The sequence below is a fragment of the Acinetobacter gyllenbergii CIP 110306 = MTCC 11365 genome (assembly GCF_000413855.1).
In the GTDB taxonomy this organism is placed as follows: domain Bacteria; phylum Pseudomonadota; class Gammaproteobacteria; order Pseudomonadales; family Moraxellaceae; genus Acinetobacter; species Acinetobacter gyllenbergii.
In genome coordinates this window covers 129,940-147,794 of sequence record NZ_ATGG01000017.1, presented here as the reverse complement: position 1 = coordinate 147,794, position 17,855 = coordinate 129,940, and the positions used below count along the sequence as shown (strand labels likewise).

Annotated in this window: 20 protein-coding genes and 2 tRNA genes; 14 read left to right on the top strand and 8 right to left on the bottom strand. The window is 39.5% G+C overall.

The window, feature by feature from the left end; all coding sequences use genetic code 11:
* Positions 1-71 precede the first annotated feature (71 nt).
* The 4 genes from F957_RS08890 (at position 72) to F957_RS08905 (ending at position 3,198) form a co-directional block, all read left to right on the top strand.
* Entirely contained in the window at positions 72-563 is a 492-nt protein-coding gene (locus F957_RS08890; protein WP_016660385.1) for a chorismate--pyruvate lyase family protein, read from the top strand.
* Positions 564-578: 15 nt separating this feature from the next.
* Positions 579-1,460, top strand: a complete 882-nt coding sequence (gene ubiA, locus F957_RS08895; RefSeq protein ID WP_016540492.1) for a 4-hydroxybenzoate octaprenyltransferase — start codon at positions 579-581, stop codon at positions 1,458-1,460.
* Between the two features lie 109 nt (positions 1,461-1,569).
* On the top strand, positions 1,570-2,874 hold the full coding sequence (locus F957_RS08900; protein ID WP_016540493.1) for an alpha/beta hydrolase family protein: 1,305 nt from the start codon (positions 1,570-1,572) through the stop codon (positions 2,872-2,874).
* Between the two features lie 117 nt (positions 2,875-2,991).
* Positions 2,992-3,198: a hypothetical protein gene (locus F957_RS08905; protein WP_016540494.1), complete on the top strand. Its 207-nt coding sequence runs from the start codon at positions 2,992-2,994 to the stop codon at positions 3,196-3,198.
* A gap of 19 nt (positions 3,199-3,217) precedes the next feature.
* Here the strand turns inward: F957_RS08905 and F957_RS08910 are convergent, their stop codons facing one another.
* The 4 genes from F957_RS08910 to F957_RS08925 all read right to left on the bottom strand — a co-directional run bounded on the left by F957_RS08910 (position 3,218) and on the right by F957_RS08925 (position 4,442).
* Positions 3,218-3,658, bottom strand: a complete 441-nt coding sequence (locus F957_RS08910; protein WP_016540495.1) for a DUF2726 domain-containing protein — start codon at positions 3,656-3,658, stop codon at positions 3,218-3,220.
* Positions 3,659-3,717: 59 nt separating this feature from the next.
* Positions 3,718-3,793 (bottom strand) — tRNA-Asn (locus F957_RS08915).
* 85 nt (positions 3,794-3,878) lie between these two features.
* The gene (locus F957_RS08920) at positions 3,879-4,187 is read right to left on the bottom strand and encodes a hypothetical protein (protein ID WP_016660382.1); all 309 of its coding nucleotides are present in this window, start codon (positions 4,185-4,187) and stop codon (positions 3,879-3,881) included.
* Positions 4,188-4,366: 179 nt separating this feature from the next.
* Positions 4,367-4,442, bottom strand: a tRNA-Asn gene (locus F957_RS08925).
* A 236-nt stretch (positions 4,443-4,678) separates the two neighbouring features.
* Here F957_RS08925 and F957_RS08930 point away from each other — a divergent pair.
* Positions 4,679-5,110 (top strand): hypothetical protein, encoded by a 432-nt coding sequence (locus F957_RS08930; RefSeq protein WP_032860520.1) that lies wholly within the window; start codon positions 4,679-4,681, stop codon positions 5,108-5,110.
* Positions 5,111-5,147: 37 nt separating this feature from the next.
* On the opposite strand, the gene F957_RS08935 is transcribed toward F957_RS08930, so the two are convergent.
* Complete coding sequence (locus F957_RS08935; RefSeq protein WP_016540498.1) at positions 5,148-5,585, bottom strand: PaaI family thioesterase; 438 nt, start codon at positions 5,583-5,585, stop codon at positions 5,148-5,150.
* Positions 5,586-5,766: 181 nt separating this feature from the next.
* Here F957_RS08935 and F957_RS08940 point away from each other — a divergent pair, with 181 nt between their 5' ends.
* On the top strand, positions 5,767-6,186 hold the full coding sequence (locus F957_RS08940) for a GFA family protein (RefSeq protein ID WP_016540499.1): 420 nt from the start codon (positions 5,767-5,769) through the stop codon (positions 6,184-6,186).
* Positions 6,187-6,264: 78 nt separating this feature from the next.
* Here the strand turns inward: F957_RS08940 and F957_RS08945 are convergent, their stop codons facing one another.
* Positions 6,265-7,500: a pyridoxal phosphate-dependent aminotransferase gene (locus F957_RS08945; RefSeq protein WP_004652675.1), complete on the bottom strand. Its 1,236-nt coding sequence runs from the start codon at positions 7,498-7,500 to the stop codon at positions 6,265-6,267.
* A gap of 214 nt (positions 7,501-7,714) precedes the next feature.
* Here F957_RS08945 and F957_RS08950 point away from each other — a divergent pair, with 214 nt between their 5' ends.
* Complete coding sequence (locus tag F957_RS08950) at positions 7,715-7,894, top strand: hypothetical protein (protein ID WP_016540500.1); 180 nt, start codon at positions 7,715-7,717, stop codon at positions 7,892-7,894.
* A 34-nt stretch (positions 7,895-7,928) separates the two neighbouring features.
* Here F957_RS08950 and F957_RS08955 read toward each other — a convergent pair whose 3' ends face one another.
* Positions 7,929-8,726: an A1S_2505 family phage non-structural protein gene (locus tag F957_RS08955; RefSeq protein WP_016540501.1), complete on the bottom strand. Its 798-nt coding sequence runs from the start codon at positions 8,724-8,726 to the stop codon at positions 7,929-7,931.
* A 153-nt stretch (positions 8,727-8,879) separates the two neighbouring features.
* Positions 8,880-9,863 (bottom strand): GGDEF domain-containing protein, encoded by a 984-nt coding sequence (locus tag F957_RS08960; RefSeq protein ID WP_016540502.1) that lies wholly within the window; start codon positions 9,861-9,863, stop codon positions 8,880-8,882.
* Positions 9,864-10,276: 413 nt separating this feature from the next.
* On the opposite strand from F957_RS08960, the gene uvrB reads away from it, so the two are divergent.
* From uvrB to F957_RS08995, 7 genes are all read left to right on the top strand, one after another.
* On the top strand, positions 10,277-12,301 hold the full coding sequence (gene uvrB, locus F957_RS08965) for an excinuclease ABC subunit UvrB (RefSeq protein WP_016540503.1): 2,025 nt from the start codon (positions 10,277-10,279) through the stop codon (positions 12,299-12,301).
* Positions 12,302-12,421: 120 nt separating this feature from the next.
* A complete protein-coding gene (locus F957_RS08970) occupies positions 12,422-13,006 on the top strand; it encodes a lipocalin family protein (RefSeq protein ID WP_016540504.1) in 585 nt (194 codons plus the stop codon).
* A 103-nt stretch (positions 13,007-13,109) separates the two neighbouring features.
* Entirely contained in the window at positions 13,110-14,063 is a 954-nt protein-coding gene (gene rarD / locus F957_RS08975; RefSeq protein ID WP_016540505.1) for an EamA family transporter RarD, read from the top strand.
* Positions 14,064-14,309: 246 nt separating this feature from the next.
* Complete coding sequence (locus F957_RS08980) at positions 14,310-15,767, top strand: glyceraldehyde-3-phosphate dehydrogenase (RefSeq protein WP_016540506.1); 1,458 nt, start codon at positions 14,310-14,312, stop codon at positions 15,765-15,767.
* 137 nt (positions 15,768-15,904) lie between these two features.
* A complete protein-coding gene (locus tag F957_RS08985; protein ID WP_016660381.1) occupies positions 15,905-16,648 on the top strand; it encodes a hypothetical protein in 744 nt (247 codons plus the stop codon).
* Complete coding sequence (locus F957_RS08990; protein WP_016540508.1) at positions 16,648-17,328, top strand: hypothetical protein; 681 nt, start codon at positions 16,648-16,650, stop codon at positions 17,326-17,328. Before F957_RS08985 ends, F957_RS08990 begins: the two co-directional genes overlap by 1 nt.
* Before the next feature lie 47 nt (positions 17,329-17,375).
* Positions 17,376-17,852: a hypothetical protein gene (locus F957_RS08995; protein WP_016540509.1), complete on the top strand. Its 477-nt coding sequence runs from the start codon at positions 17,376-17,378 to the stop codon at positions 17,850-17,852.
* Positions 17,853-17,855: the final 3 nt, after the last annotated feature.

Genomic DNA, 17,855 nt, shown 5'->3' with positions numbered 1-17,855 from the left:
GGTTTTAGCCTATAACGCAATGCATGGCTGAAGTATCAGCAGACCCTAATGATGTTTTTAGTGAGCCAAGCATGCGAAATTTACGACCAAACAGAATTAAGGGACGAGAGATCCCAGCTGAATTAAAAAAATGGTTGTATGCATCTGGTTCCCTCACTCAGCAATTGACTGATTTGGGTGGGGGGGAGTTTCATGTTGAACGGACAAAAGAGCATTTTCAACGACTCACTTTCAACGATAGCCAATGGATGCAAATGCCAGCACACCATATTGCCTGGGTACGTGAAACCAATCTTTATGGCAGTGAAACAGAAGCTTGGGTTAAAGCAAAAAGTATCTTTCCAATTTTAAGCTTACATAAGAAAGCACGTTTATTTCGGCATATTCGTAATAAGCCTATTGGTTGGTTTTTATTTCAACGAACCAATCCTGCCTGTGAAAGAAGAGTGATTTATCTTGAAGAAGGGTGGACCAGACAAAGTTGTTATACTTGGCATGGTTGCAAATTTATCGTGCAGGAGACCTTTCTCCCTGCATTTGAACAGTTTATTCGACAGCATTGACTCTAAGGATTCATCATGGAAACAGTGCAACATACAACATGGCGGCAACGTTTAGAAGCCTATTATTATTTATGCCGCTTTGATAAACCGATTGGCACAGAACTGGTCTTTTGGCCAACCATGTGGGCGCTATGGATTGCTGCTGGTGGTTTACCACCCTTGCAGATTCTCATTGCGATGGTTTTGGGTACGATTTTTATGCGTGCAGCGGGTTGTGCGATCAATGACTTTGCTGATCGTAAAGTCGATGCCCATGTAGAGCGTACCAAAACACGTCCATTAGCGACAGGTGTGATTCGTCCACGCGAAGCGGTATATGTTTTTTTGGGTTTGGTTGCTGCTAGTGCTTGTACCTTATTTTTTCTACCTATTGCGACCTTTTATTGCGCTTTGGCAGGGTTGGTGCTGGCGTTTATTTATCCCTTTATGAAACGCTATACCCACTTACCACAAGTGGTTTTGGGCATGGCATTTTCATGGGGAATTCCAATGTCTTTTACGGCAATGGGGAAACCCTTGGATTTAACCTGCTGGCTTTTATATTTCGGCAATTTGGCATGGACAGTGGCTTATGATACCCAATATGCAATTACTGATCGTGAATATGATTTGAAGATTGGCGTGAAGTCGACAGCGATTTTATTTGGTCGTTACGATATCCAAATTATCGGTTTATTACAGCTTTTAAGCCTGATCTTGATTGGTGGGGCTTTATATCTGGAAAATCTGTTACTCCCATTTGGGTTGGCTGCACTTTTGATTGTTGCAGGAGATTTTATCTATCAAGCGGTTAAAACCAAAGATCGTGACCCACAAATCTGTTTTTGGGCATTCCGTCACAATCGCTGGGTGGGACTGATTATTTTTATTGGAATTTTTTTAGAATTCATATTTTAAATTGACTGAATAGTTGAAAAGTGTCCTATGCAGGGCACTTTTTTTATGCCTTAATAATGTGGCATGTAGTTTCATGCTTAAAATAAAACAAGGACTAAAAGGATATTTTATGAAACGGTCTAAAATTGCATTAGCAATAACATTCTCTATTTCGGCATTATTTTTAACCGCATGTAATGACAATGATGATGATTATACTGGGGTAGATTCGAATAAAACCTATCTGTCTGAAACGACTTATTCTAAGGATAAAGTGGATAATGCCTCATCACTCAAGGTAATGACTTATAACATGGAGAATGTTCAAGGTCGCACTGCCAAAGCAACCGCACTGGTGATGTTCCCTAAAGTCGCTCAGCCTACTGATGGTTATAGAGTAGTGGTCTGGGAGCATGGTACGGTTGGGGTGGGTGATAGTTGTGCACCAAGTAATAATACTGTGAATCCTCGCTTTAAAATCCTCGCTGATACTTTATTGGCGGCGGGTTATGTGGTGATTGCGCCAGATTATGAAGGTTTGGGGACTCCTGGAATTCATCCATATCTAAACTTGAGTAGTGAAGCTAAATCTGCGATTGCAGCTGTAAAAGCAGCAAAAGATCATTATGGGGCGAAACTCAACGGACAATGGATGTCTATTGGTCAGTCTCAAGGTGGTCATGCTTCATTGGGTACTGCTGAATTTGCAAATAATGATGCAAATTATAAAGGTGCGGTTGCGGGCGCGCCTGCGTCTAGTCTTGGCTATATCATCTCTGTTGTTGCACCACAGGCAATTGCGAATATTCTTAAGCAAGAACAGGCTGGTCTTGCACCGGTAGGTACAGCAGTTGAAGTCTATGCAGAGCTGCTTGCTTATGCTGCATATACGACTGTGGGTATTACTGCTTATGATCCTAAATTTAATTATCGAGAAATTTTTCAGGAACGTTCTCGCTCAATTGCTGAATTCGCCGAAGGTACGACAGGTGAAAATGGCGTATGTTTAGATGATTTGCATAATAAGTTTGCAGCAGATATTCGTGACTTTATCAGCAAAGATACCACTAAAACTGTTTTGGACTATCCAGGCTTAGCGGGTAACTTCCAAGGAAATCCAACAGTGAAAAAATTCTTAACAGATAATCAACCTGCGACCAAGAAAATCAATACACCTGTCATGATTATTCAGGGGACATTAGATATGGCCGTGCCTTATCCTGTAACAGACTCCTTGCAAAAAGGATTGATTGCATTGGGTACTAAAGTAACTTTCTTGCCTGTTGTTGGGGCGAGTCATACTCAAGCAATTGTATGTAAGAATGCGGATGCTTATGGCTTTATCCAAGCCAATATGTCAGCAGGTACAGGTATCGTATTGACCGATGCGCAGAAAGATGCGAGTCAAAGCCCCCACTGTACGGGTAAATTCTAAGATTTCTTTGCTTATTTAGAAGAAATTTTCTTTTAAAAAAGAGCCTCTTTATAGAGGCTCTTTTTTGTTATATTGTTACGCATCTTAAAATTGATGCCGTTTGAGTTTGAAGTCGTTATGAGCCAGCAACCTGTTGAAAAAAGATCTGTTCCTTGGTTATTGATGGGGCTTGGATTGTTAATTCCAATTTTTATTGTGGGTATGGCTTTTCTTGCGGCAAGAAGTGATGCGCAAACCAAGAAAAAATATGATCAGCAACATGCTGAAATTGCAAAAAAGTTTGAACAACAAAAACAAGCTGAACCAAGCACTCAGGCTGAGTAATTTATCTGAGAGCGATTTATTATCGAATATCCATCTGTAATTGTTTTACAGATGGAATTTGCGTATAGCGCTGTACCAAATAGCCTGCTTCTTGCAGCATCTGATCACGTTTTTTATCTTCTAATTCCTTACCGACATGGCTTGGGTCATCTAACTCAATAATCGCCAGTACATTCATCTCTTGATCTAAAACCACAAAGTCGGTCACTTTGCGATTAAATTTACTGCGGATCTTGTAATGATCACTGGTAATCAACGCACTAAAGGCAACTTGTGCAAGCACGTGGTGTTGTGGGAAGGCTTGTTGCAATCGTACAAACATTCGTGATTCGAATGAAGTAATGACGGGGCGAGCAAAGAACTTTTGCTTTGGAAAGAAAGGGCGTAGGCAGCTAAACAGCAATATCGCTGTACTAACGAAGCCAATCGTTAGAAATAAGAAGTGATTCGATTCAAACATGTATTTATCAAAGAGCAAATAAAAAACCCACTCAATTAAGAGTGGGCTTTTTAGAATCTTGGCTCTCCCACCTGGGCTCGAACCAGGGACCTGCGGATTAACAGTCCGTCGCTCTACCGACTGAGCTATGGGAGAATCTGGAGCGAATTTTAGGGCTTAAATGCAAGTACGTCAAGCAAAATGAGTATAAATAATAATCGCTTAACTAAAATATTGAGTATTAGCGTGAAACTTGATTACATTGCGCTAATTCTGCTGAGTGCGCATTCCAAATTTCACCCGCTGAGTTTTTATAATAACTAATCTTGCCGATACGTAATACTAGGCTTTGACAGGAGTCTAAGGAGAGGGAATTGCCCCAAGGACCAGACATGCTACATACATGACCATTACATTTCCAAACGACATTGGGCCCATTTTCAATGGGCACCGTTACGGTACCTTTATAAGTTGAACCTGCATACCAAGTGGTTTGGGCTGCCATTGCTGGACTGCATAGGAATATTAAACAGAATAGAAGTTTTTTCATTATGTGTTTTCCTTAACATCATCGTTAAGTTTTATTTTATAGTTAAAATAAGAGGGGAGGTTTAAATTTATACGATACTCAACATGAAATGAACAAAATAATCGTAGTGATCGTTTTAATTATATTTTATGCATTTAAAATAAAAAACCCAGATCAATGATCTGGGTTTTTTAGAATCTTGGCTCTCCCACCTGGGCTCGAACCAGGGACCTGCGGATTAACAGTCCGTCGCTCTACCGACTGAGCTATGGGAGAATCTGAGTGCCATTATAGGCAGCTTTTAAAATTGGTCAAGATAAAAGTGTCATGTTTTCTTCATTTTTGTGTCGTATGCTTTTTATTTGCACAATTGCGATAAAGTCAGAAAAATAACTTGAACTTTAGGTTGGCTATTGCTAGATTCAAATGAGAAAGAGCGTTTAGATATTGATCTAAACAGTGTGGATTTAACCCTACTTGCCAGCACTAAAATGGCTAAACCGGAGGTCGAAATGACTATTCTCAATATTCAATCTATTTTTTCAAATTTTTCTTTTTATCAAGAGCATTATCTCGAAATTATTCAAGACCCTGTGCAGTATTACACGCCAGTTGAACATGCTTTTCTCAATACTTTTCCGTTTAAACAGCAAGCTTTGTATTTGGGTGATTTGTTGCAATTATGGTTTGGTAATAAATGGAAAATTCAAACGGCTAAAAATTTATTAATACAGAAGAATAGCTCGACTATTAATGAACGATCGCCTTTATATTTATTTCAGTTAGGTGGTGAGCTGTTTTTAGGTGCGAATACGGCTTTGGCTTGGTCTGTCGCAGAGCAAAAGGTTGTTTCAGTGCAAGTGAAAAGTATTTGGCAATATGCAGTATTTAGCCATTTATGCATTCGTCCAAAAAATTTTCAAAGCAATAAAGCCATCGCATAGGGCTATAAAGAAATAGCCCATGTGTTTTGATTTAGGCTTATGGGCGAATGACCATGCAGGTAGCCGTGGCATGGGCATAGAGTTTGCCATCAGCATCGACAATCTTGCCTTCGGAAATGCCGAGGTTCTTACTCATATTAATGATATTACCAATTGCAATCAGCTTTTGGTTTTTAGGAATAGGGCGGCACATTTTAATATTTAGATCAATGGTGCCATAACCGACACCAGCTTCTAACAATGTATGCACAGCGCAGCCTGTCACTGAGTCCAACACGGTGGCAGCAAAACCACCATGAACGCCGCCTAGCGGGTTAAGATGGCGCTGATCTGCTTGTACTTCAAATTTGATAAAGCCTTCCGCAACTTCAACAGGTTGCATTGGAATCGTTTCACTAATACTGGCTGCTGGAATGTGTCCTTCACACATTGCCGTTAAAAACTCAAGTCCATTCATTTCTTTCGGGTGTTTCATCTTTTTTCCTATATAGTTCTAAAAAGGAACTTGTGTATAACGTAGTCTTTCCAATAAAAACTGTCAATACAGTTCATCGCTGAATCCTAAGTTTTACAAATTATTGATTGCAGCATGCTTGCTTTGTTTTATGCTAACCATAATTCATCAATAACAATTTTGAATAAAAGGTAAATTTATAATGAAAGGACAATGTGTTTGTGGTGAAACCACATTTGAAGTTGAATTAAGTAATCATGATGTACATGCCTGTCATTGCTCAATTTGTCGTCGACAGACCAGTGGCGTGATTATGACAATTGATGTGAAACAGGGCAGCTTAAAATTTTTAAAACAAGATCATCTCTCTGTTTATAACTCATCGGCTTGGGGTGAGCGAGGTTTTTGCAATGCTTGCGGTACCAATTTATTTTGGCGAACTAAAGATCAGAATTATTGCAATATCAACGCCTTTGCATTAAATGAATCACCGCATGATTTGAACCTTGATTTGGAAATCTATATTGATTGCAAACCTGAGTTTTATGCTTTTCAAAATGTGACCAAGAAAATGACTGAAGCTGAGGTGGTCGCGCTATTTAGCGGAGAATCTTCAGAATAGGGTGAATCATTTTTTAATTTAAAAATAAAGATAAAAAAGAAGCTTCATAGAGAAGCTTCTTTTTTATTGCGGCAAAAATTATTTTGCAGCTTTTTCTGCTTGGATAGATGCAATTGCGGCATCAACGCCTTCAATTGAATCAGCAGCTTTTTTAATACGCGCTAAAGCATCAACTAAAACTTCGTCAGCAGTTGCATAAGAGATACGCATAAATCCGCCTAAGCCAAACGCATCACCAGGAACAACAGCAACACCAGTTTCTTCCAGTAACCATTCAGAGAATTCTGTGCAAGATTTTAAACCTTTGGCACGAATTAATGGGCGAATGTTTGCATACGCATAGAACGCCCCATCAGCAGGTAAGCAAGAGATACCATTGATATCATTTAAACCATTCACAACTAAATCATGACGGCGTTTGAATGCTTCAATCATTGGCTGTAATACGTCTTGTGGGCCATTCAATGCTGCTTCAGCTGCAACTTGTGAAATCGAAGTTGGGTTCGAAGTCGATTGAGACTGGATTTTTTTCATTGCACCGATGATTTTAGCTGGACCAGCCGCATAACCAATACGCCAGCCTGTCATTGCATAGGCTTTAGAAACACCATTTAACACGATAGTGCGGTCATATAAGTCTGGTGCAACTGTCGCGATGTTGTAGAACTCATCTTCCCAACGGATTGGCTCATACATATCATCAGAAGCAACGAACACTTGTGGATGACGACGTAACACTTCAGCCAACGCTTCGAGTTCTGCTTTGGTATAGATCATGCCTGTTGGGTTTGATGGGCTGTTCAATACCACCAAACGTGTATTTGGGGTGATTGCTGCTTCTAATTGTTCAGGTGTAATTTTGAAACGCTGTTCTTCACCACATTTCACGATCACTGGTGTGCCTTCAGCAATGATCACCATATCTGGATAGCTGACCCAGAAAGGCGCAGGGATAATCACTTCATCGCCTTTGTTTAACAAAGCAAGCGCTAAGTTAAAGAAGCTTTGTTTACCACCGCAAGACACCAAAATCTGGTTGGCTTGATAATCTAAATTATTATCGCGTTTGAGTTTTGCAATAATTGCTTTTTTTAAGCTTGGAGTGCCGTCTACTGCTGTATATTTGGTAAAGCCTTTATTAATCGCTTCAATTGCAGCATCTTTGATGTGTTGAGGGGTATCAAAGTCTGGTTCGCCTGCACCTAAACCAATCACGTTTTTACCAGCAGCTTTAAGCTCGGCAGCTTTGTTGGTGACTGCTAGTGTAGGGGACGGTTTGATGGCATTGACACGATCAGAGAGACGTACGTCCACGGCATTATTCCTTCTTATGGGATTAAAAAATAAAAAGCAGCTTATCTTAGCTTAAATCGACTTCTTTGTGGCTGAAACTTGCCTGAATCGTATAAAAAGTTACTAAATTTTAAGCATTAGAAGGATTCTGTTTTTTTACATATTTTATTTTTATAAAAATGGCAAAAATCTATTACAATATGCGGCTAGAAATCTAGATTTCGAGAGAATTCCAATGACTACCCAACAACCTAAAGCCAAAAAAGCTTTGGTGAAATTGCCTTTTCCAATGCCGTCTGCTCAGGATGATGCTGAGGATGCAACCCATAATCAGGTTCGTCCAAAACCTGAGCAATATGCCGATCGTACTTGGATGCCTCCACGCGGCACACGTCGTTCGATGGGTAAGCGTTAATAAAAAAGCCAATCTGTTGATTGGCTTTTTTTGATTAAGGGCGGCGGTTTAAAGGATGTTGTATTTGTAACTCGCCGCGCCAAAGTTTGAGAAAATCGTACTCATCAATATCATACAATTCCATTAATGCAATAATTACACTGACAAAGGTCATGGCACCTTCTGCATTGTTATGGAAATTGAAAATTTTGCCGTTTAATTTGCCTAAAATATCGTTAATCTCATGTTCTCGACCACGACCATAACGGTCACGTGGGTAGAGTTCTTCATTCAAAACAATCAAAGCAATGGCTTTTTCTGCGGGGCTTAAATTGGTTTGATCAAGTGCTTCTTCGAAGGACTCATAGCCATGATCGAAGTAGAAAATCACCTCATCTGAAATAAAGGCATGAACCGCATCAGCAGTTAAGTCTGGAAATTGGGAAACAGCATCTTCTTCAATATAAGGGCGAAATGATTCGGGGAAAATCACATTGGAATGAATCCCTTTGAATAAAGGGGCAATTTCAGACACTTTATAACCTGCAATCCCGCAACCCAAAGCGGTTAAAAAATATTTCATTTTGGGATGGTGCTTTGCATAGACTTTAAAGTCTTCTACATAATGCTCAATTTGAGCCAATGGCATTTGTTGTAGGTGTTCATTCAGTGTCGGGATCGCAAAAGTCTGCCCAGCCCATCCACGCCCAACGCCTTTGACTGCAGCAAAGTGTTGTGCTGCGACACGAGCTGCACCACTGTCATGGATACCTGCTAAATTACTGCCGAAAACAAAGACAGTATCTTCAGGGAGTTCGGTTACTATTGTTTCGTCATGGTATTGGTAAGCCATATTTTTATCATTGCAATAGAGTATAAGTTCATGTTGCAGTTGATTATGCAAAGGGTCAAGCGCTGTTTGTACTTTTCTTTTATATTTTATTTTGAAGCCTTGTTTCGTATCGACTGATTCATTTCAAGGCAGTTAAAATCCTAAAGTGTTTGTTTAGGTCATTAGATCGAACGAAATTTGATTACGTCCATTCTCTTTTGCTTGATAAAGTAAATCATCTGCGCGCTGCAATCCTTGTTCAATTTCATCAAAGCTATGTATTTGCGTGAGGCCATAACTGGCCGTCATTTTAATTTTATGGTTGGTAAATGTACTTTGTTCAAGCCGTATTTTGAGCTGTTTTGTTCGTGACAGTGCCTCAGTCGCATCTTTGGCAGAGATTAAGCAAATAAACTCTTCACCACCAAAACGTGCCATTAGATCATTTGGTTTTTTGTGCTGTAACATGACTCGGCTGACTTTTTGTAAGACCTGATCACCCACATAATGTCCCCATGTATCATTAATTGATTTAAAGTGATCAAGATCTAAGCAAACTAAGAAATAACAGTGATTGCCGAACGCGAGCTTTTCGCTTTTTTCGAAAAAACCTCGCCGATTAAGCAATTGTGTTAATGGGTCTTCTAGGCGCTCATTGTTGAGATGCTGAATGACATCCTTGACCGCGCCGCCACTGATGACGATTGCGAATAGAATATTTAAAATAATATTGACTGACATCCCCAATAACCACCATGTTGAAGAGGTGAGGATGATATGGTCTCGATCAATGCTATCTAAGAAGATAAAATTAATGATGGCACGACAAAAAGAATAGGAAACATTCAGCAGATAAAAAATCAAAATCCAGCGATTAAATGATTTGCTGCTAGGTAGAAATTTTAATACCGCAGGAATGCTAATAAAGCCAATCAATCCTAAGCTGGCGTTCAAAATAATCAACCTTAGCCATATCTGCGGATTTATATAGGAAAAGTAGGCCAGTGTAATAATGGCAAAGACTGAGAGCGTTAAAGCGATGTAATGATTGAAAGACGTATTTAATTTAATGCTGATGGCATATGCACCGAGCCAACTACCTAATAAATAAAGAATTGCAGTGAATGGGGCAGCAATCGTCAGTTGCGGGTTGCTCATTAAACATTGTATAAAAAGTGCTATGGAGGGAATCGCGTAAGCCAAACCAATCCATAATAAAAAAATCTCAGCTTTAAAAATTAAGCGGCAAAATGTAAATGCTAAGCCTATGAAAAATAGGCAGCTGGGAACGATTAATATAAAATATTGTGTATTAACTGAATTCACAAAAAAAAATAAAGTTCTTGATATTTTTGAAGCGCATAGATTAATGTGCTTTTGTATAAAAATTCAATCTTTTTAGTTGGAAATATAAAATTAGCCGTACTTTTTAAGTAAATAAATATGTGAATTTGAAAATAATCATTGAAATTTAAGCGTTACATCTAAAAACGTATTAAAGTCGCTAAAATAGATTGTAAATTCTATCCAATGACGCCATTAATAGCACATATTCAGCAAAGAGAAGTCTCGTGAGCGAAAACCAACCTTTTGAGTTAGTCACCAACTTTCAACCTGCGGGGGATCAACCGCAGGCGATTCAGAAATTGGTCAATGGTATTGATCAAGGTTTTCGTAATCAATTACTGCTTGGTGTAACAGGGTCAGGTAAGACCTATACCATGGCCAATGTGATTGCCCAAACGCAACGGCCAACCATTATTATGGCCCATAACAAGACACTTGCAGCGCAACTCTATGGAGAGTTTAAAGCCTTTTTCCCGAATAATGCGGTGGAGTATTTCGTCAGTTATTACGATTACTATCAGCCTGAGGCATACGTCCCATCTTCAGACACCTTTATTGAAAAAGATTCGGCGATCAACGATCACATTGACCAAATGCGTCTTTCGGCAACACGTGCTTTATTAGAACGTCGTGACGCCATTATTGTCGCTTCGGTTTCTGCAATTTATGGTTTAGGTGATCCAAATGCCTATATGCAAATGCTATTGCATATCGTGCAAGGTGATCGCGTCAGTCGTGATGAGATCATCCGCCGTTTGGTGGAAATGCAATATACCCGTAATGAACTGGAATTTTTACGAGGTACTTATCGCATTCGGGGAGAAATCATTGATATTTTCCCTGCTGAGTCGGATAAAGATGCGATTCGGGTGGAGTTGTTTGATGATGAGGTCGATTCGATTCGCTGGTTTGACCCACTGACAGGAAAGTTGGTGCGTAAAGTTCCTCGCGTGACCATTTATCCAAAAAGTCATTATGTGACCCCGAAAGATCATTTAACACGTGCGATTGATACCATCAAAGATGAGTTGAAAGATCAGCTTAAATTCTTCAAAGAGCATGACAAATTATTAGAGGCTCAGCGGATTGAACAGCGTACACGTTATGATTTAGAGATGATGCAACAGTTGGGTTATACCAATGGGATTGAAAACTACTCGCGCCATCTTTCTGGTCGAGGAGCAGGTGAAGCACCACCCACACTGTTTGATTATATCCCTGAAGATGCGTTGTTGATTATTGATGAGTCACATGTCACTGTTCCACAAATTGGTGCGATGTACAAAGGTGACCGTTCGCGTAAGGAAAACTTGGTCAATTATGGTTTCCGCTTGCCGAGTGCATTGGATAACCGTCCAATGAAATTTGAGGAGTGGGAGCGGATTGTTCCAACCACGGTCTTTGTTAGTGCCACGCCTGCAAATTATGAATTGGAAAAGTCAGAGCAAATTGTTGAACAGGTGGTTCGTCCAACAGGCTTGATTGATCCTGAAATTGAAGTCCGCCCAGTGCTGACCCAAGTGGATGATGTGCTTTCTGAAATCAATATTCGTAAACAGTTGAATGAACGTGTGCTGGTCACGACTTTAACCAAACGTATGGCTGAGGATTTAACATCATATCTGAAAGAATATGGCGTTAAAGTCGCTTATCTGCATTCGGATATCGATACCGTTGAGCGTGTGAAAATTATTCACGAATTACGTACTGGTGTGCATGATGTATTGGTCGGGATTAACTTGCTGCGTGAAGGTCTGGATATGCCCGAAGTGTCATTGGTTGCAATCCTAGATGCGGATAAAGAAGGCTTCTTGCGTTCAGAGCGTTCATTGATTCAAACCATTGGTCGTGCGGCGCGTAATGTCAAAGGTAAAGCAATCTTATATGCCGATCGTATGACTGACTCGATGCGTAAAGCAATTGATGAAACAGACCGTCGTCGCAATAAACAAATTGAATTTAATGAATTACATGGGATTACCCCACGTAGTGCGGTACGCCAAGCAATCAAGGAAATCGATACAGGCGAAGTGCTAACTGATGATGAAATTGATGAAAAAGTGCTTGAGCAAGCGCAGGCGATCAGTGCGGATGAGCAACATTTGTTATCAGATCCAAAACTGTTTGCAAAGCATATTGGCAAACTGGAAAAGGAAATGTTAAAAGCCTCGAAAGAGCTCCAGTTTGAGCAGGCGGCAAGATTACGCGATGAGATTGTCCGTCTCAAAGCGCATATGTTGCAATCTTAATCTGGGAGAGAAATCCTCAAGAGGGATACATATCGCAACAGTTTTTGTTCACAAAGTAAGCTATTTTAAATTGCTAACTATATGACTATTGATAACAAATTACTGTTTTGAGGATTTCTCATGCCTTTTATTAAAAATTTCCCGAAAGCGAGTTGGCGCCTTGCAAAGATTGCGATTGGTGGGGCTGTCTTAACAGGATTGGCAGTTGGAACGATTGCTTATGCACAAGCAAAACCGTTGCCAACAGTAGATAAGGTCGAACTCGATAAATATTTGGGTGTATGGTATGAAGTGGCTCGAAAACCGATGTTTTTTGAGCGTAAGTGCGCCTATAACGTGACCGCAACTTATACCTTAAATGAAAATGGCAATATTGTTGTCGATAATAAATGCTATGACAGTGATGGAAATCTTCAGCAAAGTCTAGGTGAGGCATTTGTCGCCAATGCGCCCTTTAACAGTAAATTGCGTGTCAGTTTTTTACCCGAAGTGGTGCGTTGGGTACCTGTAATCCGTGGTGATTACTGGATTTTAAAACTCGATGCTGATTATCAAACTGTACTGGTGGGGGAGCCGCGTCGTAAATATTTATGGGTGCTTTCACGTATTCCAAACCCGAAAAAAGAAGTGATTAATGAATATTTAAATTATGCGAAATCATTAGGTTATGATATTGGTGATGTTATTTATCCTGAACATCATTAAATCAGCTATACTTGTTGAAAAACCATGCATGCATGGTTTTTTTTATTTTATATAGTGGATAAATCACGTACTTTTTAAAATATTCTTCAAGTAGAGGCTGAAAATGATTAAAGGAATTGCTTATTCAATTTTGGCTTCTGTCACTTTTGGTGTTCTCTATTTTTATAGTCAATTCCTCGGTTCTTTGGATAGTGAGCAAACCTTTGGTTGGCGAATTATTGCTACCATTCCATTTCTGACACTATTTATGTGGTTGAGTGGTGATTTATCCCTGATCAAAACCGTGTTTAAGCGAATTCTTGCCAATCCCAGCTTATTATTGCTTTTATTGACCACCTCGGTGCTCACTTCTGCTCAGCTCTGGCTATTTCTCTGGGCTCCTATGCATGGCAGAGGGTTGCAAGTTTCCCTGGGTTATTTTCTTTTACCTTTGGTTTTGGTGCTGGCTGGAAGTTTTTTATACGGAGAGAAACTTTCTAAGTTCCAATATGTCGCTGTATTGCTCGCCGTATTTGGGGTTGGGCATGAAATATGGCGTTTAGGCAGTATTGCTTGGGAAACTGCTTTTGTTGCATTGGGTTATGCTGCTTACTTTGTGTTGCGTAAAAAAATTCAAACTGATCACTTGGGTGGTTTTTGGTGGGATCTCATGTTGATTTTACCGATTGCGATTTTCTTTATTCAAACCGGCGAGATGTCATATCTCAAATTCTTGGAGCATCCAAGTCTCATTGTGGTGGTGATTGGACTAGGGCTATTAAGTGCGATTGGTTTGGGGAGTTATATTCTTGCCAGCCGCTACTTGCCTTTGATTATTTTTGGTTTACTGGGCTATCTAGAGCCTGTTTTATTGGCATTGGTTTCTTTATTGATCGGTGAAAAAATCGGTGCAGATGAATGGCTGACTTATATCCCGATTTGGTTGGCTGTGTTGGTATTGGTGATTGAAGGGGCAGTGCATCTATATCAGCAGAAGTTGCGTAAACAACATTTAGAATTAAATCTAAAACAGTATTCACAACGTGTAAATCTAGACGATAAAGAGCAAAAAAGCTGATTTGAGCATCAGAATGATCAGTAAAATTGTTATTGCTGTGAGCGAAACCAGCGCTATTATGATGATAGGAAAAGATTTTTACCAAAATTCACAAAAATAATTATAGGTATTTTATGAATTTATAGTCAATTAGGACAAAATCTTAGCCCGTTTAACAGCTTTTGATTCAATCTTGATGATAATTCTATTACAATAATGGCGTTTTAAAAATTCACGCCCAGTATATATAAATTAGAGGACGTAACTGTGAGCAAAGAAACAATCGTTGCCCTACACGCTGAACACCAAGGTCGTTGGAAAAACCGTGAAGAAATCGCGGAACGTATGATTACCTTAATCGGTCAATTATACCGTGAGAAAAATATTGTTGTTTCTGTTTATGGACGCTCTTTAATTAACCGTTCGGTTATTCAAATTCTTAAAACGCATCGTCGCACACGTATGCTTGATGTTGAACTTTCAGTGGTAAATACCTTCCCAATTTTGGAAGCGTTAATGAAAGTTGACAATATCGGTTCGGCTGAAGTTGATATCGGTAAACTTGCTGTTGAATATAAAAACCAAGGTGGCGATGTAGACGCTTTTGTTGCACAAGCGGTTGCTTCAATTCAAGGCAATGCTGCAACTGCTGCACCTAAAGATGTTGTCCTTTACGGTTTTGGTCGTATCGGTCGTATCTTGGCGCGCTTAATCATCAGCCAATCAGGTTTAGGCCGTGGTTTAAGCTTAAAAGCAATTGTAGTCCGTAAATCTTCTGACGGTGACTTGGCGAAACGTGCTTCTTTATTACGTCGCGACTCGATTCACGGTACTTTCGACGGTACGATTTCTGTTGATGAAGAAAACGAAGCAATCATTGCAAATGGACAATTCATTAAAGTGATTTATGCATCAAGCCCAAGCGAAGTAGATTACACCGCTTATGGTATTGATAACGCACTTCTGATCGACAATACAGGTAAATGGCGTGATGCTGAAGGCTTAAGCCAACACTTGAAATGTGCTGGTATTGCACGTGTCGTCTTAACTGCACCAAGTAAAGGCGAAATGAAAAACGTTGTATTTGGTGTGAACAACGGTGATATCTTAGATGAAGACAAGATTATCTCTGCTGCAAGCTGTACAACTAACGCAATTACACCTGTGTTAAAAGTTTTAGACGACAAATACAAAGTATTAAATGGTCATGTTGAAACAGTTCACTCGTTCACAAACGACCAAAACTTAATTGATAACTACCATAAAGCAGACCGTCGTGGTCGTGCTGCAACATTGAACATGGTGATTACTGAAACTGGTGCTGCAAAAGCCGTTGCAAAAGCATTGCCAGGTCTTAAAGGCAAGTTAACAGGTAACTCGGTCCGTGTACCGACTCCAAACGTTTCACTTGCAATCCTGAACTTGAATTTAGAGAAAGAAATTGATCGTGAAGAAGTGAACGAATACATTCGTCAAATCTCGATCAACTCGAAGTTACAAGGTCAAATCGGCTATACCAACTCCACTGAAGTTGTATCAAGCGACTTTATTGGTTCGCGTACAGCGGGTGTTTTTGATGCGCAAGCAACAATCGCTTCTGGTACACGTTTAACTGCTTATGTTTGGTACGATAACGAAGTGGGTTATAGCTGCCAAGTATTACGTATTGCTGAACAAATGTGTGGCGTGAGCTATGCGAAAGTTCCTGCTGAAACAAATGCATAATTTGTTCGCAAAGCGATAACAAAAAGCCCAGTTTTTAACTGGGCTTTTTTATTGACTGTACAGAATATATGCTGAATTAAACATAAAAATCGATAAGAATAGGGGAAAAGGGAAATAATTAATCGAAGGATAGATCATTGTTGCAGTTCAGACGTTTGTTCGTGGTATTTGCTTTAATTGTGGTTGCCAACTTGTGTGGCGTATACATCGCAATGTGGGTGTTTAAGCATTTTAATATTTATATTCCATTGAAGAATCAAGATGTCGCAATCGACTTGCAAGAACCGTTACAGGTTCGGGTCAAAGTTAAAGATGCGCTCAATGTGGATGTGAATGGACGTGTCGATGCCAAGATCCCAATTAATGAACAACTCAATGTTCCACTGACTCAAACACTGACGCCACGGGTTTATTTCGATAATGTTGTCCCGATCAGTACCACGATTCCTGTGAAAGAAACCATTAAGGTCAATCAAAGCCTACCGATTGATACCAAGGTTCAGGTTAAAATTCTGGGTAAAGATGTGACTTTGCCCTTAAAAGGTTCGATTCCATTGCAATTGGACGTGCCGATTGATATTCAAGTGCCTTTACAGCAAAAAGTCCATTTAAAGTTTGATGCGCCTGTGCGTACCGAACTCAAGGAAAACTTGAATATTCCGTTGAAAGCGCAACTGAATGCCAATATTCCAATTCAAGGCAATTTGAATGTTCCGATTACCTCTGAGCTGAATGCCTCGGTGGATGTTAAAAATACCTTACCTGTTAAAATTGCACAGGGAGAATTAAAAATTCCGCTCTCGACCATGTATTTGGATCGTGTCAAAGCACCACCTGTCGAAGTGCCAGCCGCTCAACATGATTTAAAAGCAGGTGAGTAATGGATATCACCAAATCGCTTAAAAGCTTATTGATCAGTTTTGTGATCGTGACCACTTTGGTGGCGATTTTATTTTGGTTCTATTTGAATATTCAGGCGTCCTTGATTGTTTCCGCCCAGCAAGCGGATATTCGTTTGCCTGAGTCTTTGGGAACTAAGATTCAAGTCGGTGATCATTTAAGAGTGAAATCGGAAGGTCAGCTCAATACGGTTTTGAATATTGATCGAACCTTACACTTGCCATTAAAAGGGAAGTATTTGGCCGATCTGAGTTTTGAGGTAGAAACGCCAATTACCGTGGATATCAACTACGAAACCATGTTGAAAGTCGATGAAGTGGTACCGATTGAAACCAGTACAGATTTGATCTATCAAAATAAATTATTACCCAAGTTTCCTTTGAGCCTGGATATTCCTGTCAAATTGGATATTCCATTTCAATTGAAACGCACGTATACCGTTCCTGTGAAAATTGTGTTTGATGGGCCGGTTTATTTTGCTTTTGATGAGTCAGTTGATTTACCTGTGAAGCATCAATTTAAGCCAAGCTTTTATATGAATGATGCGATTAACATGAGCAATATTTCTTCTTTCGATGCGATCATGTATAACTCGGTACAGCAAACCAAAGCCAATTTGGATATGCAGATGGAATTACCGTTAAAGAATGTCAGGCCATAGACGCTATATTGTTAATCATTTTTTATCATTTAAAAGAGACAAATAAAATGAAAAAATCTTTTGGGGCTTTGTTAATCAGTTTGGTTGTGGTTCCAACTTATACAAAAGCAGCGGTATATGATTTGAAGCTATTTATGCAGGATCGTTATGAAAAAGATTGTGCTATCCGTGATGATTATGATCTATATGAATTTCCTAGCGTTGCTAAAGTGATAAAGCCTTATGTTATTAAAAATAAATTTGTTGAGGAGCGAGCTTACGTCAGCAATACCTTCTTCTTAAAGAATGTTGAGTATCTTGGTGTTCCAGTGAAGAAAATTGAGTTTTCTTATGGAAATATGGCGAAGCAAATGAATCAAACACTTTACTTTGATTTATCGACGCTTAAAGCGCAAAAGAACTTTGCCAAGCTCAAATTTAATTTTCAGCAAAACAAAGAATATGCTGGACTCGATGTTGAGAAAAAAGGGACTTTAGTCTCAGTGCATTGTTATTGGCCAGACGTTAATTTTGCGATGAATTAAGTT

Excerpts from the sequence above, each read along its gene's own strand:
- F957_RS08890 (WP_016660385.1), top strand. The coding sequence starts at position 72 with ATGCGAAATTTACGACCAAACAGAATTAAGGGACGAGAGATCCCAGCT.
- ubiA (WP_016540492.1), top strand. The coding sequence starts at position 579 with ATGGAAACAGTGCAACATACAACATGGCGGCAACGTTTAGAAGCCTAT.
- F957_RS08900 (WP_016540493.1), top strand. The coding sequence starts at position 1,570 with ATGAAACGGTCTAAAATTGCATTAGCAATAACATTCTCTATTTCGGCA.
- F957_RS08905 (WP_016540494.1), top strand. The coding sequence starts at position 2,992 with ATGAGCCAGCAACCTGTTGAAAAAAGATCTGTTCCTTGGTTATTGATG.
- F957_RS08910 (WP_016540495.1), bottom strand. The coding sequence starts at position 3,658 with ATGTTTGAATCGAATCACTTCTTATTTCTAACGATTGGCTTCGTTAGT.
- F957_RS08920 (WP_016660382.1), bottom strand. The coding sequence starts at position 4,187 with ATGAAAAAACTTCTATTCTGTTTAATATTCCTATGCAGTCCAGCAATG.
- F957_RS08930 (WP_032860520.1), top strand. The coding sequence starts at position 4,679 with ATGACTATTCTCAATATTCAATCTATTTTTTCAAATTTTTCTTTTTAT.
- F957_RS08935 (WP_016540498.1), bottom strand. The coding sequence starts at position 5,585 with ATGAAACACCCGAAAGAAATGAATGGACTTGAGTTTTTAACGGCAATG.
- F957_RS08940 (WP_016540499.1), top strand. The coding sequence starts at position 5,767 with ATGAAAGGACAATGTGTTTGTGGTGAAACCACATTTGAAGTTGAATTA.
- F957_RS08950 (WP_016540500.1), top strand. The coding sequence starts at position 7,715 with ATGACTACCCAACAACCTAAAGCCAAAAAAGCTTTGGTGAAATTGCCT.
- F957_RS08955 (WP_016540501.1), bottom strand. The coding sequence starts at position 8,726 with ATGGCTTACCAATACCATGACGAAACAATAGTAACCGAACTCCCTGAA.
- F957_RS08960 (WP_016540502.1), bottom strand. The coding sequence starts at position 9,863 with ATGAGCAACCCGCAACTGACGATTGCTGCCCCATTCACTGCAATTCTT.
- F957_RS08970 (WP_016540504.1), top strand. The coding sequence starts at position 12,422 with ATGCCTTTTATTAAAAATTTCCCGAAAGCGAGTTGGCGCCTTGCAAAG.
- rarD (WP_016540505.1), top strand. The coding sequence starts at position 13,110 with ATGATTAAAGGAATTGCTTATTCAATTTTGGCTTCTGTCACTTTTGGT.
- F957_RS08990 (WP_016540508.1), top strand. The coding sequence starts at position 16,648 with ATGGATATCACCAAATCGCTTAAAAGCTTATTGATCAGTTTTGTGATC.
- F957_RS08995 (WP_016540509.1), top strand. The coding sequence starts at position 17,376 with ATGAAAAAATCTTTTGGGGCTTTGTTAATCAGTTTGGTTGTGGTTCCA.